The organism is Ornithinimicrobium pratense (assembly GCF_008843165.1).
Classification (GTDB): Bacteria; Actinomycetota; Actinomycetes; order Actinomycetales; family Dermatophilaceae; genus Ornithinicoccus; species Ornithinicoccus pratensis.
Genome location: NZ_CP044427.1, coordinates 1744292 through 1769798 on the forward strand (window position 1 = coordinate 1744292; position 25507 = coordinate 1769798).

Below are 25507 nucleotides of genomic sequence, written 5' to 3' on the forward strand. Positions count from 1 at the left end.
ACCATCGCCGGGTGATCCGGTGGCGTCAGGGTGTCGTGCGCGAGGTCCTCGCGGGCTGGCCCGGCGTCGTCCCGGTCTCGGTCGAGATCACTCCCGGGGACGGCACCACCGTCCCCGCCCTGGCCTACGTGGACGTCGTCGGCACGCCTGAGGCCGGCGACCGGGTGCTGCTCAACACCACGGCGCTGGATCGTGGCCTCGGCACCGGTGGGTATGCCGTGGTGACCGCGATTCCGGACCGCCCTTCCGCGTGGCCGGCCGGGTGGGCGGTCGACCCCGACGCCCCGGGCCACCTGGTCAAGGCGCGCTACTCGCCCCTGCAGACGATGGTGCTGGGCGTCGACGACCCTGAGGGCGAGCACCACGCGGTGCTGGAGGCTGCCGACTCGATCGACGGGATGCCGGTCGTCGCCGCCGACCTGCACAGCTCGCTGCCGGCGATCGTGGCCGGGGTCCGCCTGGCGGCGGAGCAGGAGGGACGTGAGGCGCCCACGGTGGCCTACGTGATGACGGACGGCGGAGCGCTCCCCCTCGCCTTCTCCCGCTCGGTCGCCACCCTGCGCGACGCAGGCTGGCTGAGCGCCACGGTCACCTGCGGGCAGGCCTACGGCGGCGACCTCGAGGCCGTCACCGTCCACACTGCCCTGCTCGCTGCCCGCCACGTCATCAAGGCCGACCTCGCCGTCGTCGTCCAGGGGCCGGGCAACCTCGGCACCGGCACCCGGTGGGGATTCTCGGGCGTCGCCGCCGGTGAGGCGCTGAACGCCGCGGCCGTGCTGGGCGGCCGCCCGGTCGCGGCCCTGCGGGTGTCGCAGGCCGACCCCCGGGGGCGGCACCGCGGCCTGTCCCACCACAGCGCGACCGCCTATGGCCGGGTGCTCACCCGCCCGGCCGACCTGGTGGTGCCCGTCCCCGGTCCTGGCACCGCCCTCGAGCTACGGGCCTGCCTGGACCAGGTCCATCGACAGGCCGGTGCGCTCGTCGCCACGGCCTCCCACCTGCGACTCGTCGAGGTCGCGACCGATGGTCTGCTCGAGCGCCTGCGGGACACCCCGGTGCGGTTGTCGACGATGGGCCGTGGCCTGGACGAGGACACTGCGGCTTTCCTGGCCGCAGCGGCCGCGGGCAGCCACGCGGTGCGCATCTCGCCGTCGCCCCGCCTAGGGTGAGGGGATGTTCGCACGCGACCTGCCCGCCTATCTGGACGACCTCCTGGACCGCGTCCGCGACGACGACGACGGTGAGCCGGACGAGCTCCCCGTGCACGCCGAGGCCGACCTCGACAGGCTGGCCGTCGCGGTGGTCGGCGTCGACGGGCAGGTCTGCACCGCCGGCGACGCGGAGTTCTACTACCCCATCCAGTCGCTGAGCAAGGCCGTGGTCTACGGACTGGCGATCGACTGTGTGGGCATGGAGGAGGTGCTGCGCCACATCGACGTCGAGCCCTCCGGGGACGCGTTCAACCGGATCAGCCTGGAGGGTGGCCAGAACCGCCCGGCCAACCCGATGATCAACGCCGGGGCGCTCACCGCACACTCCCTCGTGGACGGTCATGACGCCGAGCACCGCTTCGCACGGATCCGGGAACTGCTCTCGGCGATGGCCGGCCGGGAGCTGGAGATGGACGAGGACAGCTATCGGCAGGAGATGGACGACGCGCACCGCAACCTGGGGATCGCGCACATGGTCAAGGCGTTGTCGGAGTTGCCAGATGACCCGCACGACGTGGTCGACGGCTACTCGCGGCAGTGCGCCCTGCGCGTGTCCACCGTCGAGCTGGCCCGGATCGCCGCCACGCTGGCCAACGACGGCGTCGTTCCGGGCACCGAGGAGCGGGTGCTCTCCCGGCAGGCCACCCGGCACGTCCTGTCGGTGATGCTGACGTGCGGGATGTACGACTCCGCCGGCGACTGGGTCTCCTCCGTCGGCATCCCGGCCAAGAGCGGTGTCAGCGGCGGCATCGTCGGCGCCGTGCCGGGGCGGGGCGGGATCGCCACCTACTCCCCCCGGCTGGACAAGCACGGCAACTCCACCCGCGGCCAGGTCGCCTTCGAGCACCTCGCGGTCGACCTGGACCTGCACGTCCTGCGCCCGCGCCACCGGGACGAGTGACGGGGGGCGCGGGCTGCGCGGGGCCGCCGCGTGGGCGGGGCGCCGGCGGGTCAGGCGGTCAGCGCACGTCCATCAGGTCCACGACGAAGATCAGCGTCTCGCCGCCCTTGATGGCGCCACCGGCCCCACGGTCGCCGTAGCCCAGGTGCGGCGGGATGACGATCTTGCGCCGGCCGCCGACCTTCATCCCGAGAAGGCCTTGGTCCCAGCCCTGGATGACCTGGCCGACGCCGACGGTGAAGGCGAGCGGCTCCCCGCGGTTCCAGGACGCGTCGAACTCCTCGCCGGTGGACCAGGCGACGCCGACGTAGTGGGCCGAGATCTGCGCACCGGCCGTGGCCTCGGCGCCCTCGCCGACCTCGATGTCCTCCGTGACCAGCTCGCTGGGCGGGGTGTCACCGGGGAAGTCGATCTCGGGCTTGGCCTTCTGGACGCGGCCGAAGGGGGAGTCGGTCATGGCTGGTGTTCTCCTGCTCTGGTGAGGGTAAGGGGTGAGGTGGGTTGATCAATACGCGGCAATGATGTCGACCACGAAGACGAGGTCTTCACCGCCGAGCTCCGGGTGGTCCTCCGGGTTGGGTCCGTAGGCCTGCTCGGCCGGAATGACCAGCAGCACCTGGGAGCGGACGTTCTGCCCGATCAGGCCCTGGTCCCAGCCGTCGATGACCTGACCGGCGCCGACCTGGAAGCTGAACGGTTGGCCGCGGTTGTAGGAGGTGTCGAACTGCTCGCCGTCGGAGAGCGTGACGCCGGTGTAGTGGACGAAGACCGTCTGGCCCTCCCCCACCTCGGCCCCCTGGCCCTGGACCAGCGGCTGGACGACGAGCTCATCGGGTGCCTCGACGCCCTCGACGTCGATGACCGCCGGCGTCTCGCCGTCGGACTCCACCGTCGGCAGGCCCTCGACCGGGTCGACCGGCTCGCCGGCGATGGGATAGGAATCGACGATCTCCATGTAGAACAGCAGCGTGTCCTCGGGGCCGACCCCGAGCTCCTGGCTGCCGAACTCACCGAAGGCGTCCTCCGCGGGCAGCGCCATGAGCACGCTGTCGCCCTCGGTGGTGCCCGGCAGGTTGTCCCGGAACGCCGGGAGGAGGGTCTCGTCGGTCAGGTCGAGGGTGACCGTCTCGTCGGTGCTGAAGGTGCTGACGATCTGCTCGCCGGTGGTGCCGTTGACGGCCAGGTAGCGGACCTGGACATCGTCCTCGGCACCGATCTCCTCGCCGTCCCCAGCCTGCAGCTGCTCGGACTGCGTCTGCTGGGTCACGAAGGGCAGGTCGCCGTCCGCCAGCGGCTCGCCGTGCCAGTTCAGCACGGGCTCGCCGTCCTGCTGCTCGACCGCGACGTCGTTCAGGTCGTGGGACGGGCCGGCCGAGGTCGCAGCGGCGTCCTCGGGCGACGAGGTGGCCGTGGAGTCGTCGGCACCGCCGGAGTCCGGGCTGCAGGCAGCCACGGCCAGGAAGGCCAGCGGCGCAGCCGCAGCCGCGAGGAATCGGAGTCGGGGTGAGCGCACGCGCGCATCCTTTGCTTCTGGGGGACTCAAACCGGGCAAGCCTAACCCGTGCATCTGGGCGTTGCGTGTGCGTGCCTCATCCGGAGGGGCAGGCGCCGGTATGTGGCGTCAGCCCTTCGGTCACACGCCGCGGGGCGTGCCGGGCAACTCAGAGGTGGCGATGTGCTCGATGAGCTGGTCGACGCGGGCGTCGACGGCGGCGAAGGGGTCCTTGCAGACCAGGGTGCGCTGGGCGGCGTCGTTGAGCTTAAGGTGCACCCAGTCGACGGTGAAGTCGCGACGGTGGTCCTGAGCTGCGCGGACGAAGTCGCCCCGCAGCCGCGCTCGCGTCTGCGGGGGAGAGACCATCGCCTGGGCGATCCGCTCATCGGACACCACGGTCCGGGCTCGGCCAGAGCGCTCCAGCATCCGCACCAGACCGCGTTGCGGGTGCACGTCGTGCCAGACCAGGTCCAGCTGCTGCAGCCGCTCGTCGTGCGGGGCTAGGCCGTGCTTGTCGGCATACTCAGCCAGCAGCCGCCGCTTCATCACCCACTCGATCTCGGTGTCGACCAGGCGCAGCTGGTCGCTCTCGATCGCGTGCAGCCCACGCTCCCACAGCTCGAGCACCTCGCGATGGGGGCTCTGGTCGGCGATCCCGGCCCCCTGCGCGTGGCGCCGGGCCAGCTCCAGCAGGGTGGACTGCATACCCAGCGCGGTGATCGTCCCTCCCGACGCGAGCGGGACGGCGACCCGACCGGTCGGGTCCCGGCTGATGTCTCGGATCGCCTGGACCGGGTTGGCCAGGGCGAAGTCGGGGACGATGGTGCCCGCCTCGAGCATCCGCAGCACCAGGTCGGTGGTCCCCGCGCGCAGCAGGGTGGTGGTCTGGCTCATCGTGGAGTCGCCGACGATCACGTGCAGGCGACGGTACCGCTCGGGGTCGGCGTGCGGCTCGTCGCGGGTGTTGATGATCGGCCGGGACCGGGTCGTCGCGGAGGACAGCCCTTCCCACATGTGGTCGGCCCGCTGGGAGACCAGGTAGGTGGCCCGCTCCCCCACCACGTGCAGCCGGCCGGCGCCGGTGACCAGCTGGCGGGTGACGAGGAAGGGCACCAGGGTGTCGGTGATCCGCTCCAGCCGCCCGGTCCGCTCGATGAGGTAGTTCTCGTGGGAACCGTAGGAGTTGCCGCGGGAGTCCACGTTGTTCTTCAGCACGTAGACGCTGGCCTGCATGCCCTCCTCGGCCAGCCGCCGCTCCGCATCCTCGGCGAGGTCCTGGACGACCAGCTCACCTGCCCGGTCGTGGGCGACCAGGTCGAGCAGGTCCGCGCACTCAGCCGTGGCGTACTCCGGGTGGGAGCCCACGTCGAGGTAGAGCCGGGACCCGTTGGCCAAGAAGACGTTGGAGGAGCGGCCCCAGGCGACCACCTTGCGGAACAGGTAGCGGGCCACCTCCTCCGGGGAGAGCCGGCCACCGGAGCGAAAGGTGGCGTTGACCCCGAACTCGGTCTCCAGCCCGAAGATGCGCCGGTCCATGGAGGGCTACTGCCCGCCCTTTTGCACGAAGCCGTGCACGAACTCCGAGGCGTTCTTCTCCAGCACCCCGTCGATCTCATCGAGCAGGGAGTCCAGTGCGGCGTCCCGCTCCTGGGTCTGTGCCGCAGGCGCGGCGGGCGGTGCCTCCGGCTCCGGGGCCTCGCCCCCTGCGTCGTCGCGGCGACGGTCGAACTGCTGTTGTGACATGACCCGATCCTCTCAGACCACCCGGCCGCGGTCAGCCTGGTCTTAGGCGTCCTCGCTCGCCAGTTCCCCCAACAGGGTGGCGGTGTGGGTATGCCGTGCCAGCACCGGCCCGACCTGGGCCCGCGTGCCGGAGGTCGGCTCGTCGATCCGGACCCGGCGGGCGTGTCGGCGCTCATCCAGCAGCGTCACCGAGTCCCACGAGGCGCCGCGCACGTCGCCCTGTGGGCCGAAGCGGCGCACGCACTCACCGCGGAACCAAGCGCGGGTGTCCTCCGGGGGTGCGGTGACCGCGGTGGTGATCTGCTCGTCCTCGACCAGCCGCTCCAGGTGCCCGGCCGCGCGCAGCTTCTGGGCCAGCCCCCGGGCGGGGTCCAGGTCGTGCCACTGGATGTCCATCGCGGCCAGCCTGGGGTCATCCCAGCCCACCCCGGCACGCTGGCGGAAGCGGCCGAGCAAAGAGTGCTTGGCGACCCACTCCACCTGGCCGGCGGCCTCGGCCGGGTCGCGCCGCAGGGCGTCGACCACCTCTCGCCAGCGCGCCAGCACGCCGTCAGTACCGGCCTGAGACGTGGTCTGGGTGTCAGTCGAGGCGCTCCCCTGCCCCGGCTCCTCGGCCCATCGCTCATCCCCCGACGCGAGGGCCTGGTCACGGGCCTGCTCGACGGCCTGCAGGTGCGCCTCGACGAGGTCCAGCCCGGTCAGCTCCCGACCGTCGGCCAGCGGCACCGTGGCCCGCAGGCTCGGGTCGTGCGAGACCACCTGCGCTGAGCGGACCGGGTGGGCGAGCGTCATACCCTCCAGCAGCTCGGGGTGGGTCTCGATCACCCGCAGTACGAGGGAGAGCGAGCCCATGGCCAGGTAGGTGGTGACGTCGGCCATCGTGGCGTCGCCGACGATGACGTGCAGGCGCCGATGCAGGTGCGGGGTGGCGTGCGGCTCGTCGCGGGTGTTGACGATCGGCCGGCGCAGGGTCGTCTCCAGGCCGACTTCGGCCTCGAGGTAGTCCGCCCGCTGGGAGAGCTGGAAGCCCGGGGTCTCGCTGGCCTGGCCCAGCCCCACCCGGCCGGCCCCGGCGATGACCGGGCGGGCGACGAGGAAGGGGATGAGCAGGCGGGCCAGGCGGTCGAAGGGCACCGAGCGCGGGACCAGGTAGTTCTCATGGGTGCCGTAGGAGGCGCCCTTACCGTCCACGTTGTTCTTGTAGAGCCGCACCTCCTGGCCGTCGGCGGCCAGCGTCTCCAGAGCGCGGAGGGCCACCAGCTCCCCGGCCCGGTCGAAGCGGACGGCGGCCAGCGGAGAGGTGACCTCAGGCGCGGAGTACTCGGGATGCGCGTGGTCGACGTAGAACCGGGCCCCGTTGGACAGCACGGTGTTGGCGATCGCCGGGTCATCAACGTCGGTCAGCTGGGACCGGTCCGCCAGCGCGCGAGCCATCTCAAACCCGCGGGCGTCCCGCAGCGGGGTCTCGTCGGCGTAGTCCCAGCCGGCGCTGGTGGGCAGCGCGTCCCCCGCGGCGGAGCCTGCGGCATACGCGCGCACCACCTGCGCCGAGAGCAGCATGGGCGAGAGCGGCGTGCCGCGCCGGTCCAGCTGGGTGCTGGTGATCCCGAACTCGGTCTCGATCCCCATCACCCGGCGCACGCTCACAGCCTCGATCCTGCCATCCGGTCGAGCAGGCTCTGGACGAGGGCGCCGTACTCCCGCACCACCGCCTCCTGGTCGGTGGTGCCCGGCTCGAGCAGCCCGAAGGAGCGCAGCCCGGCCGCCAGCCCGATGAGCAGGCAGGCCATCTGGTCCGCGTGCCGCCGGTCATCCTCGGTCTCCATGTCGAAGCGGCCCAGAAAGCGCTCGCGGAACTCGGCGCGGGCGGTCGCCGGGTCGGGCGCGTCCTGGATCAGGTAGAGCGCGCGCAGCCACGGCTCGGCGGTGTCCTCGTCGCGGCGGTCGAGCATGCGGCTGACGAGCTTCTCCCCCAGCCCCTCCATGGGCACGCCCTCGGGCAGCGGCGTGGGCTCGGAGGGAGTAGCCAGGGCGTAGAGCTGTTCCTTGGTGCCGGCGATCTTCATCACCAGCGCGGGCGAGACCCCGGCGCGCCGGGCCACCTCCCGGATCGTCACCGCCGCATACCCGCGCTCTCCGAAGAGCCGCCGGGCCTCGCGCAGGACGTGCTCCTCACTGCCCACGGGAGCCCCCGGCGGGCACGGGGATCTCGGCGGCCGTCCGTTCGACAGGACGCGGAATGCCGGTCTCGATGTCGATGTCGAGGGAGGTCGAGGTAGAGAAGACGTTGACTGCGCGGGATCGAGTGCGCCCCGAGGCGTGGTCGACCACCGTGAGCACGTAGCGCCCGGGCGGGGGCAGGCCGACCTCGTAGGCACCGGTCTCATCGGCGTGCGTGGTGGCGACGTACTCCCCGGAGTGGCGGATGAGCGAGACCAGCACCCCGCCAAGAGGCATGCCGTTGTCCATGACGTGGCCGGAGAGCAGCAGCCGCCGGGTCATCGTGATCGGGTCGGTCTCCCCGGCGTCCAGGTCACACAGGCTGGACTGCGGGCCCCAGCCGTCCGCCGAGACCACGAGCAGGTAGCGGCCCGGCGCCGGCAGGGCCAGGACGTAGCTGCCGTCGTTGTCGGTGCGGCCCCAGTCGACGTGCTGCCCGTCGGGGTGCAGGACGGTGGCCACGGCCTGCCGCAGCGGCCGGCCCTGCGGACCGACGACCCGGCCCCGCACGAGCAGCTCGGGCAGCTGACCCTCGTGCTTGACCTGGGCCCGCTCCCCGGTGGGTCCCGGCAGCTCGCGGCCGGAGCCCGGCTCCTCGCGCACCCGCACGGGCCGCCGGATGAAGGCCGCGATGAGCCCACCCCCAAGGGAGGCTGCGGCTCCCGCCCAGAACACCAGCTGGTAGGCGCTGAACGAAGGCGCCATCTGACCACTGGCCGTCGTCATCATCGAGGCGGCGAAGACAGCGGCCACCATGGCCGAGGCCGAGGAGGTGCCGATCGAGCGCAGCAAGGTGTTGAGCCCGTTGGCGGAGGCGGTCTCGGTGATCGGGACGGCCCGCATGATCAGCGTCGGCATCGCGGCGAAGGCCAGCGCGGTGCCGAGCGAGGCGATGCCCGAGGTGACCATGACCTGCAGGACGGAGCCGTGCAGCAGCGCACGGCCGATGAAGCCCACCGCCATGATGAGGGCGCCGGCGATGAGGATCGCCCGGGGTCCATAGCGCCGGATCATCGACGCCGCGACCGGTGACATGGCCACCATCAGGACACCGGCCGGCAGGAGCGCCAGCCCGGTCGCCGTCACCGACATCCCGAAGCCGTAGCCGGTGTCCACCGGCATCTGCACCTGCTGGGCGGAGGTGAGGAAGTTGGCGAACATCGCGAAGCCGATGAGGACCGAGGCGGCATTGGTCAGCAGCACCGTGCGGCGGATGGAGGTGCGGATGTCGACCAGCGGCTGGCCGGTGCGCAGCTCCCAGGGCACCCAGGCAGCCAGGACGAGGCCGGCGACCGCCAGCAGGGTCAACGTCAGCGGCGAGAACCAGCCCCAGGTGCCAGCCTTGCTCACCGCAAGCAGGAAGCAGGTCAGGGCGACGGAGAGCAGCAGCGCTCCGGTGTAGTCGAACCGACCTCGGGTCTTGACCGTCGACTCGGGGACGACCAGGTGGACCGCGACCAGCATGATGACCGCGAAGCCACCGGAGACGTAGAAGAGGGTGTGCCAGTCCCAGCGCTCGTAGATCACCCCGGCCAGCGGCATCCCGACCGCTCCCCCGATCCCCAGGGTGGCCGACATCAGCGCCACGCCGGAACCAACCCGGTCTGAGGGCAGGTGGTCGCGCATGATGCTGATCCCCACGGGGACCAGACAGGCTCCCAGCCCGGTCAGGCCGCGGCCCAGGATGACGGTGAAGAGGCTGTCGGACAGCGCGGCGACCAGGGAGCCGACGATCACCGCCCACATGCAGACGATGAGCATGAGCCGCTTGCCGAACATGTCGGCCAGACGCGAGACGATCGGGGTGCCCACGGCAGCGGTGAGCAGGGTAACGGTGACCAGCCAGGAGGCGTTGTCGCTCGTCGTCCCCAGGATCTCCGGGAAGTCGGGCAGGAGGGGCAGGACGAGGGTCTGCTGGAGGGAGACCAAGGTGCCGCACAGCGCCAGCACCGTGATGATGAGGCCGGTGGAGGGGCCGGACCGGGTTGCCTCCGGCTGGGGTGAACGCATGTTCACCGAGTGTACGGCGTGCGACGATGCCGACATGACCAAGCTCGGCCTCGATGTGCTCGTCGTCCTCGTCTTCGCCACGCTCGGGCGGGCCAGTCACGATCTCGAGCTCGGGCCGGTGGGGGTCCTGACGACGGCGTGGCCGTTCCTCGTCGGGACCGTCGTGGGCTGGCTCTGTCTGCTCCGGAATACGCCTGCAATGCGCCGCTGGTGGGTCGACGGCCTCATCGTGGCCACGTGCGCTCTGGTCATCGGCATGCTGCTGCGCTGGATCACCGGTGAGGGCACGGCAGCCCCCTTCGTGCTGGTCGCCACGGGTGTCCTGCTTGCCGGTCTCCTCGGCTGGCGTGCCGTCGAGGCTCTCATCCTCCGCCGCCGTGCGAGCTCGGCCGGATGACCGGGTCAAAGTGAGGTAGGCCAGTGCCGCGATGGCGACACCGATCTACCTCGGACCCGCGGGCAGGGCGAGAGGGGGCGTTCAGGTGGGTGTGTACCCGAACCAGATCTAGAGGTAGTGGCCCGTGCCTCGCGCGTCGGGGTCCACGGAGCGACCGGGGTGGGTGCCGGAGCTGTCGCCGACAAGGGTCCGGATGTAGGTGATCCGCTCGCCCTTGCGCCCGGAGATCCGGGCCCAGTCATCGGGGTTGGTGGTGTTGGGCAGGTCCTCGTTCTCCTTGAACTCATCGAGGTAGGCCCGCTCCAGGTGGCTCTCGCGCAGCCCCTCCTCCCCGGTGGTGAGCAGGTCCTTGATCGCCAGCTTCTTGGCCCGGTCGACGATGTTGTGGATCATCGCCCCGGAGGCGAAGTCCTTGAAGTAGAGGACCTCCCGGTCGCCCCCGGCGTAGGTGACCTCCAGGAAGGCGTTCTCGGGGGTGACGGCGTACATCCGCTCCACGACGCCGTCCATCAGTGCCTCCACCGTCGCCTGCCGGTCGCCGCCGTGCCGGGCCAGCTCAGCGGTGTGCAGCGGCACGTCCGGGGTGAGGTACTTGCCGAAGATGTCGCGGGCAGCCTCGGCGTCGGGCCGCTCGATCTTGATCTTCACGTCCAACCGGCCCGGGCGCAGGATCGCCGGGTCGATCATGTCCTCGCGGTTGGAGGCGCCGATGACGATGACGTTGTCCAGCCGCTCGACGCCATCGATCTCGGCCAGCAGCTGCGGCACGATCGTGGTCTCGACGTCGGAAGAGACGCCGGATCCGCGGGTGCGGAAGAGTGACTCCATCTCGTCGAAGAAGACCACCACCGGGTCACCGCCGGCCGACTTCTCCCGCGCCCGCTGGAAGATGAGGCGGATGTGCCGCTCGGTCTCGCCGACGTATTTGTTGAGCAGCTCGGGGCCCTTGATGTTGAGGAAGTAGCTGCGGGAGTTCTCCTCCCCCCGCCGCTGGGCGGCCTGCCGGGCCAGCGAGGCGGCGACGGCCTTGGCGATGAGCGTCTTGCCGCACCCGGGCGGGCCGTAGAGCAGCACGCCCTTGGGCGGGCGCAGCTGGTGGGAGGCGTAGAGCTCGGCGTGCAGGAACGGCAGCTCGACCGCGTCCTGGATCTGCTCGATCTGGCCCGACAGCCCGCCGATGTCGGCGTAGGAGATGTCCGGCACCTCCTCCAGCACCAGCTCGGCCACCTCCGGGCGCGGGATCCGCTCGGTGACGAACCCAGTCCGCGGGTCCAGCAGCAGCGCGTCCCCCGCCCGCACCGGCTCCTCCCGCAGGGAGCCGGCCCGACGGCATACCCGCTCGTCCTCGCCCCGCACCAGGACGACCACCCGGTCGGACCCGAGCAGCTCCTTGCAGACGACCACGTCACCGCCCCGCTCGTAGTTGCCCACCCCGACCACGGACTGGGCCTCGTTGAGCAGCACCTCGCGGCCCGGCCGCAGCTCTTCGGTGTCGACCTCGGAGGAGATGCGGGTGCGGATCCGCCGCCCTGCCACCGTCACGTCGACGGTGCCGTCGCCGACCAGGCCCACCACCTGGGCGATGCTCAGGGGCGGGCTGGCCAGGGCGTCGAGATCTTCCCGCAGGCCGAGGATCTGGTCCCGGGCGGACTGCAGCGTGGTGCCAAGCTGGTCGCTGTGCGCCTTGAGCTCGGACAGCCGTGTGGTGAGCGTCTGCACCTGCTGCTGCAGATGGCGCTCGCGGGGGGACGAGCCGGGGCTCGTGGACTGCGACGACAGGCTCACCGTGCTCCTTCAGTGGACGGGTAGATTCCCAGGGTATGACGCGTCGCCGCCAGTTCCGACCTCCGGCCGCCCTCACCGCCGGGATGCTGGCCGTCGCGCTGCTCTCCGGGTGCGGCGGGGAGCGGGGCGCACCGGACGCCACCCCCGACGCCACCGCAGGAGGCAGCGTGGACCAGAGCCCTGACCCGACGACCCCGGAAGACCCGAGCAGGCAAGGGGCTACCTCGCCCGACGACGAGGCCCGCACGCTGGGCCCGGGTGAGGTGCTCACCCCCGATGACGCCGGTGCCGTGCTGCGGCTGGCCCCCGGCGACGAGGCCTCGATGCACCTGACCCCGCCCTGGCAGGACGCCGTCGCCGAGGTGGCCGACCCGGCAGTCGTGGAGCTGGTGCCGGTCGATCACTTCGCCGACCCCGGCTACGCCGAGTACACCGTGCTCGCGCACACTGCGGGCGAGACCACCATCACCGTGGAGGGACCCGACGGCGAGCTGGTCCAGTTCGCCGTGACGGTCGAGGACTGAGCGGCAGCCGTCCGATCGGGCGGACACCGAGAGGCCCCGCCCCGCCGGGTGGCGGGACGGGGCCTGAGGCAACCTCAGCGTGACGAGCCGATGATCACCGGAGGCGGAAGTCGGCGCGGTGCTGCGTGCCGTCCTCCAGGGTGATGATCATCTGCTGGCAGCTGCCGGCGAGGTTGGCGGACGGCTTCCAGTTGTACTGGTAGCGGTCCTGGCCCCGGCTGTAGCTCAGCCCGCGGTTGCCGGTCGTCTCGGTCGGCACCGTGATCGCATACTGCAGCGGCTCGCGGGTGTCGCAGTCGATCTGCTGGATCATCGGCGAGTGCGCGGCCCGCAGCGGGTCCTCGCCCCGGTAGCCGTCAAGGCTGAACCGCACCGGGGTGGTGCTGCCGGCCTTGATGGTGTTCAGCTCCGTGTTGGACAGCGGGCTGACGAAGCCGCTGCCGGGGGCCTCGCAGGCCGGCGGCACGTCGAAGGCCTCGACGTTGTCGTCGCGGTTGGCCGAGGTGCCCTGGACCGCGCTGTAGCCCAGTCCGCGGCGGGCGAAGGTGGACCAGACGTTGCAGGTGTCCTCGCCACCGAGAGCCTCGGTCGCGGCCAGGATGCCGTTGCGGCCGTCGACGAAGCCAGGTCGGCAGCCCTGCATCTTCATGCCGTCCATGACGTACTGCAGCCCGCGGGTGTTACCGGCCGCGTCCCACTCGGTGTAGAGGTTCGGGACGAAACCGTGCTTGTCGACCAGGTCCCAGTTGAGGTCCCACAGGACCGCGGCCCAGCCGTGGCCGACCCCGTGCGGAGTTGCCAGGGTGGCGCCATCGAGCCAGCCACCGGTCTGGATCCGGTCGTAGGTGAACGGCTGGATCTCCATGTTGCGCGAGTAGGGTCGCGGGCGGATGCCGCCGCCGGAGCGGTCGTCCTGGAAGAGGGCGTAGGGGCCCATGCCGCGGGCCTCCTCCGGCCGGTCCACGGTCGGGTCCATCAGCATGGTGATGGCCAGGTAGTCGCTCCAGCCCTCACCCATCTGCTCCTGCCCGGAGAGGCAGTTGATGTTGGGACCGCCGGTCAGCCGGTTGGAGACCCCGTGGCCGTATTCGTGGATGATGATGCCGTTCTCGTAGTCACCGTCCCGGATGCCCGGGTGGGTGGCCATCTTGTGCACCGAGGCCGAGGTGGCGCCGCTCGCGAGCTGGGCGCGAAGAGCCTCACCGTCCTCCTGGGTGATCGAGACGGCAGGGATGCCCACCGGCTCGTTCATCGAGCCGGATAGCCGCGGGGCCGTCCCACCCTCGGGCGTGGCCGCGTTATGGCTGATGACCACCGCCAGCGCGCCGCCCTCCTCCGCATGGCGGACCTGCGTGTATGGCGCGCACGCGGTGGTCCGCGCGGTCACCACGACGGCACCCGGCGCCTCGAAGGGGAGGCAGGTGTCGTCGATCACGACCGGGGTCCCCGGCAGGCCGGCGTTGGTCGGGGCCGGCGTGAAGAAGGCGAAGTTCGCGTCGTAGGTCGTCGCGTCCTCGCCCGTGCCCACGGTGACGCCGTTCGGCATACCGAACTGGGCGCCGGGCCACAGGTACATCTGCATCCGCGGGCGGCCTCCGTCCATGGCCGGGGTGGAGAAGTTGGCGTTGTTCACGCCACCTGCGTCCATGGCCTCGGCGCGCACGTCGTCACCACCGACGCCCTCGCCGGTGTAGTTGGTCACCTGGAAGTTGCCGGCGGCCTCGTCGAAGCCGTAGCGGAAGAGGACGTCGTGGATGACGTTGTTGGCGTAGAACAGGTTGGTCGTGGCCGCGTCGGCGTAGTTGATCGCGTGCTCGTCCAGATCCAACGGGAAGTCGAAGGTCAGCGAGGGACCACCGTCGGCGTCGCTGCCTGGGTCGGGCACGTTGTTGGCGTCCCGGTCGGTGTAGGCGTGGACGTTGTTGCCACGGGTCGTGGTGTAGTCAGGGCCTGGGGTGCCGGTGACGTCGTGCCAGCCGAACGGCGAGCCGACGGAGTCGGCCGGGTTGGTCACCATGGAACGGTCACCGTCGTTCGGGCTCTCCTTGGGGAAGGCGAAGACGCGGTAGCTGGAGCCGTCCTCGACCGGCGTCGGGGTGCCGTACTCGTCCGGGTTGGTGACGCTGGCGGGTAGCCGGTGGGCGTGTGCGGCGTCGAAGGCCATCGGGTCGCGCGCCAGGCCGTGCAGGTGGCCGGCGTGGTCGTGGTCGGTCCAGTCCTCCACGGCGAGGGCCTCACCGGACTGCGCGTCGACGGTGACCTGCCACAGGTGAGCGGACTCCTCGTCGTCGATGACGACCTCCCAGGCCAGCCGCAGGCCCTCGTCGGTGGGCTGCCAGACCAGACGGGCGGGGATCTCCTCCTCGGAGATCCCAGCACCGGACATCGTGGTCGCCCGCGACGCGTCCCTGCTCTGGGTGACGACCCGCGCGCCCTCCGGCGCCAGGTCGACCTCCTCCGCAGCAGCGTCGAGGGCAGCGGGCGCGTCCAGGGAGGCGCGGCCCGAGGCCTCCCGCAGGCCGCCGACGAGGTTCTCGGCGACGTGCAGGACGACCCCGTCCTGCGTGACGCTCACCGTGGCGACGCCGCCCAGGACCTCACGGCCCTGGTGGTGCTGCACCACGTTGACGTAGGTCACGCCGTTGTGGTCCGAGGTGTGCTGCGACATGACCTGCAGGTCGGCCAGGTCGGCAGCGGCCACGCCGTAGTCGGTCGCCTTGAGCCGCAGGAAGTCGAAGGCGATCTTCTCCGCCGCGTCCGCGCTGGGCTCGGTCTGGAAGAAGTCGCTCGAGGAGGGCAGGCGCTGTTCCTGCTCCAGCTGCGGGAGGGCCACCGCCCCACCGGGGATGAGCATGGCCATCGAGATGGGTATGCCGAGCGCTGCGGCAAGAAGTGGTGTGCGACGATGCACAGAGGCTCCTTTTCGAGGGGCAGCGCGACACCGCCCCACCAGGGCAGCTCAGGGGGAGAGCCCGGGGGGACGATCAGCAGGGGCGGCGGGCGCTGCCGGGTCTCTCGACCGTAGCGTCCGTGCCGAGCGGGTAGGTCAGAAAAGGGTCAAGAGTCGGTCAGGGTTTGGTCAGGAGTCGGTCAGGGAGGGTCCGGGGTCCACGCGCTGAGCCGCGGTGGCCTCCGCATCGCGGCGGGTGCGCCGCAGCCGCTTGTCCGACACCGCCCGCTCCCCCAGGTCCTCGGCGCTCCACTCCTGGTCCTCGACCGGGGTGTAGTCCTCACCGTACGCACCCGGCGCCGGCCTGCGCCTGCGCAGCGGGGCCTCGGTGTCGGGCGCGAGCCGGCGCAGGGTGAGCAGGAAGCCGGTGTGCCCGTGCATGCGGTGCTCGGGACGCACGGACAGACCCTCGAGGTGCCACCCGCGCACCAGCGACTCCCAGGCCTGTGGCTCGGTCCAGCCACCGACGCGGCGCGCGGTCTCGGCGACGCGCGAGAGCTGGGTGGTGGTGGCGACGTAGCAGATCAGTACGCCGCCGGGGACCAGCGCGTCCCCGACCACGTCCAGACAGTCCCAGGGCGCGAGCATGTCCAGCACGACACGGTCGACGGTGCCCGGCTCGACGGTCTGCGGGAGTGCCTCGACGAGGTCACCGACGGTCACCGTCCAGGCCGGGTGGTCCTGCCCGAAGAAGGCGCGAGCGTTGGCCCTGGCGATGTCGGCGAAGTCCTCACGCCGCTCGAAGGACAGCAACCGGCCGCCGTCCCCGACCGCGCGCAGCAGAGACAGCGACAGCGCCCCGGACCCGACCCCCGCCTCGACGACCGTGGCCCCGGGGAAGATGTCGGCGTAGGTGACGATCTGACCGGCGTCCTTGGGGTAGATGACCTGGGCACCACGTGGCATCGACAGCACATAGTCGGACAGCAGTGGCCGCAGCGCCAGGTAGTCCGCGCCGGAGGAGTGGCGCACGACCGTGCCATCGGGGGCGCCGATGAGGTCGTCGTGCCGCAGGTGTCCGCGGTGGGTGTGGAAGTTCTTGCCCGCCTCGAGGGTGATGGTGTGCAGCCGCCCCTTGGGGTCGGTCAGTTGGACGCGGTCTCCGGGCCGGAAAGGCCCGCGCCGCAGGTCGGCTCCGGTGGGCTGGGTCACCGGGACAGTCTACGAGCGGGTGCCCACCAGGTCGTCGGCCACCACCACGCCCCAGGGGTGGCCCTGCTCGTCGAGCAGGCCGATGACGCCGCTGCCGGTGGAGCGCATCACCTCAATGACGGTGTCCAGGCGGGTCTCGGGGGTGAGCGGGACCGCCCACCCTTCCGGCAGCCGGATCGCGACCGCCGAGGCGGAGGTGTCGGGCCAGGCCGCCCGCGGGACCCGCTGCAGGCTCGGTGGGTCCACCACGCCGTCCGGCCGGCCCTGGCCGTCCAGGACCACCCACAGCCGCTGCTCGTGCCAGGGCACCGACGCCAAGGTGGACCGGGAGCCGACCACGCCAACAGGGTGCGCGGCCTCACCAACCGTGCGGCGGGCCGCCGCCGCACCGTGCCGCCCGCTGCGGATGGCCTGGCTCGCCCCTTGCCACAGGAAGCCGCCGATGAGCAGCACCCAGACGATGCGCAGCAGGCCGACCTGCTCCCCCTGCAGCACCGGTGAGAGCCCCCAGATGACCACCAGCACCACCAGCAGACGCCCGGCCCAGCCCGCGACGAGGGTGCCCAGGTGGCGGCTGCCCGACAGCCTCCAGACGAGCGCCTCCAGCAAGAAGCCCCCGTCCAGGGGCAGGCAGGGGACGAGGTTGAAGACCGCCACGAAGGTGTTGGACCAGGCGAAGGCATACGTCAGGAGCACCAGGACCCCCGTGCCCGACCCGGGCAGCAGTCCGGGCCCGGAGCCGCTGGTCAAGGCGGCCACCCCCCACCAGCCGAGAACGGCCAGCATGGCGTTGGACAAGGGTCCGACGACCGCGACGGCGGCACTGCGCGCAGGAGTGCCTCCTGCCCCGTCGTGTGCGGTGTGCCCGCCCCAGAAGTCCGCCACGACCCGGGACACCCCAAAGCCGACCCGCTGCGCGACCAGGGCATGGGCCGCCTCGTGGATCAGGACGGAGACGAGCAGCAGCACCGCGAAGGCGAGGGCCACGACATACGCCCACCACCCCAGCGCGGGCAGCAGCTGTTGCACGGTCGGCCCGAAGAGGGCGACCAGCAGCAGTGCGACGAGCACCCAGCTGCGGCCCAAGTAGACCGGGATGCCGGAGAGGGTGCCCATGCGCCAGCCCGGGGTGGTGTTCATGGGTCGCTAGCCTAAGCGCCCGCGCCGCTCTCCCCGTCCGTGTCAGACGCCCGGGTTAGGCTCGAGATATGGAGCTGGAGGTGGTCGTGGACGGTGCGGGGTCCGCCACCCGAGCGGCTGACGACGAGGAGACCACTGGCCAGGCCGAGGACAAGGCCACCACCCGCGGGTCCGGCGACGGAGTCGCCCGCGCCCTCTCGCCGTCGCGCGCAGCGGACTTCATGCAGTGCCCGCTGCTCTACCGCTTCCGGGTCGTCGACCAGCTGCCCGAGCCGGTCAGCTCCGCCGCGGCCAGGGGGACGCTGGTGCACGCGGTGCTGGAGCGAGTCTTCGACCTGCCCGCGTCGGAGCGCACCGTCGAGGCCGCCGTCGCGTTGGTCCCGGGCGAGTGGGAGCGGCTGATCCTGGAGTCCCCGGAGTGGGCGGAGCTGATCCGGAAGGAGACGGTCGAGGCAGCGGACACCCTGGTGCAGGACTGGTTCAAGCTCGAGGACCCGACTCTGCTCGAGCCGGAGGAGACCGAGCTGTATGTGGAGGCCGACCTGGACGGGTTGATCATCCGCGGGGTCGTCGACCGGTTGGACGTCGCGGCCGACGGACGCCTGCGGGTGGTGGACTACAAGACCGGGCGGGCCCCGTCGGAGACGTTCGAGGGCCGGGCGCTGTTCCAGCTGAAGTTCTACGCCCTCGCCCTGTGGCGCAGCCGGGGCGTGATGCCCTCGCGGCTGCAGCTGGTCTACCCCCGTGACAAGACGGTGTTGTGGATCGACCCGACCGAGGCCGAGCTGCTGGCGACGGAGCGCAAGGTGCTCGCGCTGTGGGCCGCGATCGAGCAGGCCGCGACCACCGGCGACTGGAGGCCCCGGACCAGCTGGGCCTGCCGCTGGTGTGCACACCAGGCCGCGTGCCCGGCCTACGGCGGCACCCCTCCCCCGCTCCCGGCCGACGCCTCGTCGCGCGCGCTGGACCCGCGCGCCGCCGGGCGCGTGGCAGTGGCAGTGTTGGAGGACGGCCCCCAGTAGGTCTGCAGGCCCTAGGCCGGGGGCGGGTTGCTCGCCCGTGATCTTGCGCCCAAGGACGCGGTCACCTTCTACGCGACCTACCCCCCGGCTCCGTCGTCCCGACGCCGCAGGTAGCGCTCGAACTCCCGAGCGATCGCGTCGCCGGAGGCTTCTGGCAGGTCGGCCGTGTCCTGGGCCTCCTCGAGCTGCCGGACGTAGTCCGCGACCTCCTCATCGGAGTCGGCCAGCTGGTCCACCCCGTGCTCCCACGCCTGGGCGGCCTCGCTGATCGCGGCGTCGTCGACGACGCAGTCGAGGATCTCCTCGAGCTGCCCGAGGAGGGCAAGCGAGGCTTTCGGCGACGGGGCCCCGCCGGCGTAGTGCGGCACGGCCGCCCAGCACGACAGAGTGGGCAGGTGCTGGTGGCGGGCCTCGTCGGCGAGCACCCCGACGATCCCCGTGGGGCCCTCGTAGGAGCTGCGCTCGATGTCGTCGCTGCCCTCGAGCAGGTCCTCGTCGTCCGAGGTCAGGCCGACCGGGATCGGCCGGGTATGCGGCACGTCGGCGAGCAGGCCACCCAGCACGATCAACATCTGTGCTCCCTGGTCGAGGAGGTAGGACAGCAGGTCTCCGGCGAAGGTCCGCCACCGCACCGACGGCTCGATACCGCGCACGAGGAGGATGTCCCGCCCCACGGGGGTGTTGCGGGCGAGCAGGATGCGGGTGGTGGGCCAGCGGATCATCCTGCGGCCGTCGACGGCGACAACCTGGGGCCGGTTGACCTGGAAGTCGTAGAAGTCCTCAGGGTCGATCGCGGCGACCACCTCTGCGTCCCACACCTCGGCGAGGTGCTCAACCACGGCGGAGGCGCACTCCCCCGCGTCGTTCCACCCTTCGAACGCGGCGATCACGATGGGGTCCCGCAGCTCACCGATCTCCTGCAGCTCGATCATCCGCACCTCTTTCAGGACCGGCCGGTGCCGGTGGCCCCACCCTACGTCGACCACCGGCTGATACAGCAGTGCAGCCACCGACCGCGGCGACTTCGGCGAGGTGCACTCCACCTAGAGTGGCTGCGTGAGCCATCCCCGCCCAGACCTGCCTCCTGCCGCCCAGCCCGTCCCCGACCGTCTGCCGGCCGCGGTGCTGTGGGACATGGACGGGACCCTCGTCGACACCGAGCCCTACTGGATCGCCGAGGAATATGCGCTCGTCGAGGCGGCCGGGGGCGTGTGGACCGAAGAGGACGCTCACGACCTGGTCGGCCAGGACCTGCGCGTGTCGGCGCGGATGATCCTCGACCGCACCCCCGTGACCGGGACCGTCGACGAGATCGTGCACCTGCTGCTTGCCGGCGTCGTGCGACGCACCCGGGAGCACATGCCGTGGCGGCCCGGGGCGCGCGCGCTGCTGACCGAGCTGGCCCAGGCCCAGGTGCCGTCAGCCCTGGTGACGATGTCGTGGGCACCTCTGGCGGAGGTGCTCGTCGAGCACCTGCCGGAGGGCACGTTCACCGCGGTCGTGACTGGAGATCAGGTGACGCGGGGCAAGCCACACCCGGATCCCTACCTCGAGGCGGCCGCTCGCCTCGGCGTGGCCCCCGAGCAGTGCATCGCGGTCGAGGACTCCCCCACGGGCGCTGCGTCTGCGACGGCGGCAGGGGTCCCGACGCTCGTCGTCCCACACACGGTCGCGGTCCCGCAGATGACGGGAGCGCGTCAGCTGGACAGCTTGGCGGGGGTCAGCGCCATGGACCTGGTCCGGCTGGCGACCGGCCACCTCACCGTCAGAGGCTGACGCCGAGCAGCGAGTCGACCGCCAGCGGCACCAGCCCGCTTCCGGGGACGTCCGCCTCGTGGGCCCACTGGGCCCACCGGTCCACCGCCACCAGGGCGCCCGGGGCGTCCAGGTCGTCGGCCAGCCGCTCGCGCATCCGCGCCAGCGTCGTCAGCTCCAACTCCGACGGTTCCGAGCCCGCCGGCGCGGCGTCCCGGACGACGGCCCCGGCATCCTGCGCGCCAGCGGCTGCACTCTGACCGGCGGCGGCACGCCATACCCGGAGGCGGTCCTGTGCCTGGGCCAACAGGTCGTCGGTCCAGTCCCACGGCGCGCCGTAGTGCCGGTCGAGCAGGGCCAACCGGATCGCCATGGAATCGACCCCCGCCGCCCGCAGCGTGGACACGAGCACCAGGTTGCCCTTGGACTTGCTCATCTTCTCGCCGTCCAGGCCAACCATGGCCTGGTGCACGTAGGCCTTGGCGAAGCTGGCGTGGCCGTGGATGGCCTCGGCCTGGACGGCACTCATCTCGTGATGCGGGAAGATCAGATCGGTCCCCCCGCCCTGAACGTCGAAGTCGGGTCCCAGGTAGCGCAGCGCGATCGTCGAACATTCGATGTGCCACCCCGGCCGGCCGCGTCCCAGGCTGCCACCCTGCCAGTGCGGCTCGCCCGCACGGCCCGCGCGCCAGAGCAGCGGGTCCAGGGCCTGGCGCTTCCCGGCACGGTCGGGGTCACCGCCGCGGTCACCAAAGACCTCCATCATCTCTGCGCGGGTCCACCCCGAGACCGCACCGAAGGTGGGCTGCCGGGCCAGGTCGAGATAGAGGTCGACGCGGGCAGCGCCGTCCACCGTCGCCTCGGTGTCCGGCACCTCGACCGGGTATGCCGCACCTGCCGCCACCAGCTGCTCCACCGCGGCCACGTCGTCCGGGATGCCCTCGACCGCCCCGACGTAGTGGGCCGGCGGCAGGACCCGCAGTGCCTCCATGTCACGGAAGAACAGCTCGATCTCCCGGTGGGCCAAGTCCTCCCAGTTGATGCCGTCGCGCGCGGCCCGCTCGAGCAGCGGCTCGTCAATGTCGGTGACGTTCTGCACATAGACCACCTCGCGGCCGGCGTCCCGCCAGACCCGCTGGAGCACGTCGAAGGTGACGTAGGTCGCGGCATGGCCCATGTGCGTGGCGTCGTAGGGGGTGATGCCGCAGACGAAGAGTCGCACCTCCTTGCCCTCCCCGACCGGCACCTTCTCGCCTCGCGCGGTGTCGCGCACCTGGACCACGGTGCCGGGGTGCGGGACGGGCAGCGACAAGACCTCGGTAGGCGACCACTTCTTCACAAGCCGGGAGCCTAGTTCGTCCCGCTGGTCGTGACCCAACGGGCTTGGTCTAGAACGGTGGTGGGTCGTCTCGGGTCGTGTCAGCCGGGGTGTCCGGGCATGGGGTGCTGTGCGGGTGGGCCCGATCGTCTGAGGGCAACATGCCAAACCTGTTGGCGTCGCCTCACCACAGGGGCCACGGCAAGGGGTAGCGGTCCCCCGGCGGGTCGGGGAAGGCACCGCTTTCCGTCAGGGCCAGACCTCGCGCCCGCAGGGCCTCCACCTCGGGCACGGACAGCAGCTGCGCCAGCTCAGCCCCCAGCTGGCCATTCAGTCCCTCGAGCACTGCTTCCACGGCCCGCATTTCGTCGGCGGCCAACGGCTGGCCCGCCCATCCCCACAGCACCGTGCGCAGCTTGTCCTCCACGTGCAGCGACAGGCCATGGTCGAACCCACGCAACCGGCCCCGCGGGTCCAGCGTCAGGTGGGCGGCCTTGCGGTCCGCGTTGCTGAGCAGGGCGTCCAGGACAGCCATCCGGCGCAGCCGCGGGTCGTCGGCGTGGGCGACGACGACCTCGTGCCCCTCCTCGTCGGACCCGGTGACGACCGGCAGCCACCCGGGCTCGAGGTCCCCCGGCGGTAGCACCTCCACCAACCCAGCTGAAGGATCCGCCAAGCGCTCCGGGTCCTGGTCGACCCACCACTGCAGCGACCCCTCCCCCAGTGGCCCGTCCCGCAGCACCGTCGGTGGCACGATCTCGAACCTGCCCGTGCAGGAGACAAGGTATGCCGCCACCTCCCGGGCCGCGAGGGTGCCCAGCGGGAAGTCACGCAGGGGTCGTTCCCCCCGGATTGGCTTGTAGACAGCTCGGTGGCCGGTGGCGGTCCCCAACGCGTCGTGCACGTCGACCAGCAGGGTCAGGTTCGACGCTTGGGTCAGGACCCCGACCGGCTCGATCGTCGCCGAGCGCAGGAGGTCCAGCGCCTCCTCATCCGAGACGCCGGCGGCGTCGAGCGCCTCGGACTCTGTCGACTCCTGGGGGTGGTCGTCGGCCGACACGTCGTCAGCGACGGTAGCCGTTGGCGCGCGGGCAGATGTGACCGCGCGGGTCCAGCGGCTGGCCGCAGAAGGGGCAGTTCGGACGCCCGCCCTCGATGGACTTGGCGCACCGCTCGGCGAAGGCGCGGGCGACAGCAGGGGCCAGGACGACCCGTACCGACTGCGGCGGCAGTGCTCCCCAGGGCAGCTCCGCCTCCCCCTCGGCCTCGAGCGCCGCCAGCTCTTCGGGGTCCGGCCGGTCGTGCGCCTCCAGGACCACTCGGTCAACCTCGTCGTCCCAGGCGACGGAGAGTCGCTGGACCCGGAAGTCGTCGTCGAATGGCGTGTCCAGCGGCGCGTTGTCCACGAACGGCTCCCCCGCCTCCGGGCTGCCCTCCGGCCCGGCCACCTGGTCGAGCATTTCCACCAACGACTCGCCGAGCAGGCGCACCTGCTCCTTCTCCAAGGAGACGGTCACCACCCGCCCGTCCGCGCTGGCCTGCAGGAAGAAGGTCCGCTCACCAGGGGGCCCGACACTCCCGGCGACGAAGCGGTCCGGCGGGTCGAAGACGTGCAGGGACATACCGTCAGCCTACGTCGCCCGCGGACTGCTCCCCACGACCCAAGCCACCAGAGCCGCCGCCCACCTCCGCGTCACCGCTGGCCCCGGCGGCGATCCGGGCCACCAGGCCCGCCAGGTCAACGGGGTCGCTGCCCGTGTCGTTCATCCTCAGCACGAACGGCCGGGCGCTGGTCCGGTGCACGATGCTCAGCGACGCCGGGTCAACGACGATGCGCTGGAAGTCGTCCAGGGACGTGGCCAGGGTGTGGGCCAGGATGGCCTTGATCACGTCGCCGTGGCTGACCGCCCCCCAGACGGCGCCCGGCCCGTGCTCAGCCTCCAGCCGGGCGTCCCACTCCTGCACTGCGGCGACGGCGCGAGCCTGCATATCCGCCATCGCCTCGTGCTCGAACTCCTCGTGCCCAGGGAAGGTCACCTGGGACGGTGCATCCTGGACCTGTCGCCACAGCGGCTCTGTGGCCAGCTCGGCGAGGGGGCGTCCGGTCCACGCCCCATACCTCGCCTCCCCCAGCCGGTCGTCGGTATGCCGTGCCACCACCCGGTCTGCAGGCTGGGCCGCGACGACCGCGGCGGCCGTCTCGGCGCAGCGCTGCAGCGGGCTGGAGACGACCGCGGCCAGGGCGGTCTCGGCGAGCCGCTCCCCCACGCGCCGAGCCTGCTGCAGACCCGTCTCGTCGAGCCCCACGCCCGGGGTCCACCCGGCCAGGGTGCCGTCGGCGTTGGCCCGGGTGCGGCCGTGCCGCAGCAAGATGCAGATGGCCATCAGTCGTCGAGCCGCCGGTGCGCCTCGACGGCCGCCTCAAGGCCGGCCATCCGCGCGTCCAGGTCGGCGCCCCATGGTGAGACGGTCAGGGTGGTCAGGCCAGCGTCGCGGTAGCGCCGCATCCGGTCGGCGATCCGGTCCACGTCGCCGAGCAGGCTGGTGTCGTCGACGAACTGGGGGGCAGGGCGGCGGCCGCATCGGCATACCGGCGCTCCAGGTAGAGCTGCTGCACCCGCGTCGCCTCCTCCTCGTAGCCCATGCGGCAGGCGAGCTGGTTGTAGAAGTTGTGCTCCCGGCTGCCCATGCCCCCGACGTAAAGGGCGGGGTAGGGACTGACGGCGCGCGCGCACGCCTCCACGTCGTCGCCGACGGCCAGGGCCACCACCGCGTCTCGCTGGAACGGACGGGAGGGCGGGGTATGCCGGGCGGCCAGCCCCGCGTCCAGGTGCGCCTTCTGCTCGGGGAAGAAACCGGGTGCGACGAAGACGCCGAGCCAACCGTCGGCGATCGCCCCGGCCAGCTCGAGGTTTTTCGGGCCGACCGCGGCCAGGTAGATCGGCACGTCGGCGCGATGGGTGTGGGTCAGCCGGAGCGCCTTGCCGGGCCCGTCGGGCAGGGGCAGGGTGAAGAACTCACCCTCGTGCGTGAGCGACTCCCGCGCGAGCGCCGTGCGGACGATCTGCACGTACTCCCGCGTGCGCCCCAGCGGTCTGCCGAAGCGCACCCCGTGCCACCCTTCGGACACCTGCGGGCCGCTGACCCGAGGCCCAGGCGGAAGCGGCCGCCGGAGAGGCTGTCCAGGCTGACTGCCGCCATGGCGGTCGCGGCTGGGGAGCGCGCCGGGATCTGCAGCACGCCGGCGCCGATCTGGATCCGCCTCGTCCGTGCGGCGATGAAGGCGAGGATGCTCACCGCGTCCGGGCCGTATGCTTCCGCCACCCAGACGACGTCCACGCCCAGCTCGTCGGCGCGCTGGACAAGCTCGAGGTTCTCCTCGTCCCTGCCCTGACCCCAGAACCCGCAGCTCAGCCCTAGACGCACCGGTCAGCCCCGCGCCGAGCCGTCGACGTCGCCCTCGTCATCGGACTCCTCGTCGTCATCCTCGTCAGCATCATCGAAATCGTCGTCATCCTCGTCGTCGTCCTCGTCAGCATCATCGAAATCCTCGTCGTCCTCGTCGTCGAGGTCATCGTCCTCGTCGTCTTCGTCCTCGTCGTCGAGGTCGTCGTCGTCTTCGTCGTCGAGGTCGACCTCTCCCCCGTCCTCATCCTCCCCGTAGACCACCAGCGGGGTGACCTCGCCGTAGGCGTCCATGAGGGCGTCGTCGTAGGCGGAGAAGGCCTCGACGATCCGGTCGTAGGCGGCCAGCACCGACGGGTCGTTGTCCCCGCGGCGCACCGCTGCGGTCTCCAGGTGCGTCTCCAGGGCGGCGACGAGGGCGGACAGGGCGGCGCGCGGGTCGTCGGTCATGCTGGAACCGTAGCGCCTCTGGCCAGGCC

The 25507-nt window shown here is 71.6% G+C and carries 24 protein-coding genes and 1 pseudogene; 6 read left to right on the plus strand and 19 right to left on the minus strand.

Features of this window, described 5'->3' with window-relative positions; translation table 11 throughout:
• The first annotated feature begins 11 nt into the window (after positions 1 to 11).
• Positions 12 to 1169: a DUF3866 family protein gene (locus FY030_RS07940; RefSeq protein WP_158061044.1), complete on the plus strand. Its 1158-nt coding sequence runs from the start codon at positions 12 to 14 to the stop codon at positions 1167 to 1169.
• A gap of 4 nt (positions 1170 to 1173) precedes the next feature.
• Complete coding sequence (gene glsA, locus FY030_RS07945; protein ID WP_158061045.1) at positions 1174 to 2112, plus strand: glutaminase A; 939 nt, start codon at positions 1174 to 1176, stop codon at positions 2110 to 2112.
• A gap of 58 nt (positions 2113 to 2170) precedes the next feature.
• Here glsA and FY030_RS07950 read toward each other — a convergent pair whose 3' ends face one another.
• From FY030_RS07950 to FY030_RS07980, 7 genes are all read right to left on the minus strand, one after another.
• Positions 2171 to 2569 (minus strand): FKBP-type peptidyl-prolyl cis-trans isomerase, encoded by a 399-nt coding sequence (locus tag FY030_RS07950; protein WP_158061046.1) that lies wholly within the window; start codon positions 2567 to 2569, stop codon positions 2171 to 2173.
• 48 nt (positions 2570 to 2617) lie between these two features.
• Positions 2618 to 3625: an FKBP-type peptidyl-prolyl cis-trans isomerase gene (locus FY030_RS07955; protein WP_192498769.1), complete on the minus strand. Its 1008-nt coding sequence runs from the start codon at positions 3623 to 3625 to the stop codon at positions 2618 to 2620.
• A gap of 120 nt (positions 3626 to 3745) precedes the next feature.
• Complete coding sequence (pafA, locus tag FY030_RS07960) at positions 3746 to 5143, minus strand: Pup--protein ligase (RefSeq protein WP_158061048.1); 1398 nt, start codon at positions 5141 to 5143, stop codon at positions 3746 to 3748.
• 6 nt (positions 5144 to 5149) lie between these two features.
• Positions 5150 to 5350: a ubiquitin-like protein Pup gene (locus FY030_RS07965; protein ID WP_158061049.1), complete on the minus strand. Its 201-nt coding sequence runs from the start codon at positions 5348 to 5350 to the stop codon at positions 5150 to 5152.
• 42 nt (positions 5351 to 5392) lie between these two features.
• Positions 5393 to 6997 carry a depupylase/deamidase Dop gene (gene dop, locus FY030_RS07970; RefSeq protein ID WP_337692496.1) on the minus strand — a complete coding sequence of 535 codons (1605 nt, stop codon included), beginning with the start codon at positions 6995 to 6997 and terminating at the stop codon, positions 5393 to 5395.
• Positions 6994 to 7533: a TetR/AcrR family transcriptional regulator gene (locus tag FY030_RS07975; protein ID WP_192498770.1), complete on the minus strand. Its 540-nt coding sequence runs from the start codon at positions 7531 to 7533 to the stop codon at positions 6994 to 6996. Before FY030_RS07975 ends, dop begins: the two co-directional genes overlap by 4 nt.
• On the minus strand, positions 7523 to 9580 hold the full coding sequence (locus FY030_RS07980) for an MFS transporter (protein ID WP_158061052.1): 2058 nt from the start codon (positions 9578 to 9580) through the stop codon (positions 7523 to 7525). Before FY030_RS07980 ends, FY030_RS07975 begins: the two co-directional genes overlap by 11 nt.
• Between FY030_RS07980 and FY030_RS07985 the strand changes: the two genes are divergently transcribed.
• Positions 9579 to 9977, plus strand: a complete 399-nt coding sequence (locus tag FY030_RS07985) for a DUF3054 domain-containing protein (RefSeq protein WP_202879785.1) — start codon at positions 9579 to 9581, stop codon at positions 9975 to 9977. The genes FY030_RS07980 and FY030_RS07985 overlap by 2 nt on opposite strands.
• Positions 9978 to 10085: 108 nt before the next feature.
• Here the strand turns inward: FY030_RS07985 and arc are convergent, their stop codons facing one another.
• Positions 10086 to 11762 carry a proteasome ATPase gene (gene arc / locus FY030_RS07990; protein WP_158061053.1) on the minus strand — a complete coding sequence of 559 codons (1677 nt, stop codon included), beginning with the start codon at positions 11760 to 11762 and terminating at the stop codon, positions 10086 to 10088.
• Between the two features lie 35 nt (positions 11763 to 11797).
• Here arc and FY030_RS07995 point away from each other — a divergent pair, with 35 nt between their 5' ends.
• A complete protein-coding gene (locus tag FY030_RS07995) occupies positions 11798 to 12286 on the plus strand; it encodes a pilus assembly protein N-terminal domain-containing protein (RefSeq protein WP_158061054.1) in 489 nt (162 codons plus the stop codon).
• A 94-nt stretch (positions 12287 to 12380) separates the two neighbouring features.
• Here FY030_RS07995 and FY030_RS08000 read toward each other — a convergent pair whose 3' ends face one another.
• The 3 genes from FY030_RS08000 to FY030_RS08010 form a co-directional block, all read right to left on the minus strand.
• Positions 12381 to 15197, minus strand: coding sequence for a M36 family metallopeptidase (locus FY030_RS08000; protein ID WP_158061055.1), 2817 nt, complete (start codon positions 15195 to 15197; stop codon positions 12381 to 12383).
• A 168-nt stretch (positions 15198 to 15365) separates the two neighbouring features.
• The gene (locus FY030_RS08005; RefSeq protein ID WP_238348615.1) at positions 15366 to 16388 is read right to left on the minus strand and encodes a tRNA (adenine-N1)-methyltransferase; all 1023 of its coding nucleotides are present in this window, start codon (positions 16386 to 16388) and stop codon (positions 15366 to 15368) included.
• 9 nt (positions 16389 to 16397) lie between these two features.
• Complete coding sequence (locus FY030_RS08010; RefSeq protein WP_158061056.1) at positions 16398 to 17528, minus strand: site-2 protease family protein; 1131 nt, start codon at positions 17526 to 17528, stop codon at positions 16398 to 16400.
• Between the two features lie 221 nt (positions 17529 to 17749).
• Here FY030_RS08010 and FY030_RS08015 point away from each other — a divergent pair, with 221 nt between their 5' ends.
• Complete coding sequence (locus FY030_RS08015) at positions 17750 to 18550, plus strand: RecB family exonuclease (RefSeq protein ID WP_238348656.1); 801 nt, start codon at positions 17750 to 17752, stop codon at positions 18548 to 18550.
• 77 nt (positions 18551 to 18627) lie between these two features.
• Here the strand turns inward: FY030_RS08015 and FY030_RS08020 are convergent, their stop codons facing one another.
• Complete coding sequence (locus FY030_RS08020) at positions 18628 to 19482, minus strand: PAC2 family protein (protein WP_158061058.1); 855 nt, start codon at positions 19480 to 19482, stop codon at positions 18628 to 18630.
• 124 nt (positions 19483 to 19606) lie between these two features.
• On the opposite strand from FY030_RS08020, the gene FY030_RS08025 reads away from it, so the two are divergent.
• Positions 19607 to 20326: an HAD family hydrolase gene (locus FY030_RS08025; RefSeq protein WP_238348616.1), complete on the plus strand. Its 720-nt coding sequence runs from the start codon at positions 19607 to 19609 to the stop codon at positions 20324 to 20326.
• On the opposite strand, the gene mshC is transcribed toward FY030_RS08025, so the two are convergent.
• The 7 genes and pseudogenes from mshC to FY030_RS08060 all read right to left on the minus strand — a co-directional run bounded on the left by mshC (position 20316) and on the right by FY030_RS08060 (position 25478).
• Positions 20316 to 21644: a cysteine--1-D-myo-inosityl 2-amino-2-deoxy-alpha-D-glucopyranoside ligase gene (gene mshC, locus FY030_RS08030; RefSeq protein WP_158061059.1), complete on the minus strand. Its 1329-nt coding sequence runs from the start codon at positions 21642 to 21644 to the stop codon at positions 20316 to 20318. The genes FY030_RS08025 and mshC overlap by 11 nt on opposite strands.
• Before the next feature lie 163 nt (positions 21645 to 21807).
• Complete coding sequence (locus tag FY030_RS08035) at positions 21808 to 22683, minus strand: SCO1664 family protein (RefSeq protein ID WP_158061060.1); 876 nt, start codon at positions 22681 to 22683, stop codon at positions 21808 to 21810.
• A gap of 4 nt (positions 22684 to 22687) precedes the next feature.
• Positions 22688 to 23245, minus strand: coding sequence for a DUF3090 family protein (locus FY030_RS08040; RefSeq protein ID WP_158061061.1), 558 nt, complete (start codon positions 23243 to 23245; stop codon positions 22688 to 22690).
• Positions 23246 to 23249: 4 nt separating this feature from the next.
• On the minus strand, positions 23250 to 24008 hold the full coding sequence (locus tag FY030_RS08045; protein WP_158061062.1) for an MSMEG_4193 family putative phosphomutase: 759 nt from the start codon (positions 24006 to 24008) through the stop codon (positions 23250 to 23252).
• The gene (locus FY030_RS16830; RefSeq protein ID WP_238348617.1) at positions 24008 to 24151 is read right to left on the minus strand and encodes a hypothetical protein; all 144 of its coding nucleotides are present in this window, start codon (positions 24149 to 24151) and stop codon (positions 24008 to 24010) included. The genes FY030_RS08045 and FY030_RS16830 overlap by 1 nt, the downstream gene beginning before the upstream one ends.
• Positions 24103 to 25049, minus strand: a pseudogene (locus tag FY030_RS16835) (LLM class flavin-dependent oxidoreductase). Before FY030_RS16835 ends, FY030_RS16830 begins: the two are co-directional and overlap by 49 nt.
• A 3-nt stretch (positions 25050 to 25052) precedes the next feature.
• The gene (locus tag FY030_RS08060; protein ID WP_192498771.1) at positions 25053 to 25478 is read right to left on the minus strand and encodes a hypothetical protein; all 426 of its coding nucleotides are present in this window, start codon (positions 25476 to 25478) and stop codon (positions 25053 to 25055) included.
• Between the last annotated feature and the right edge of the window lie 29 nt (positions 25479 to 25507).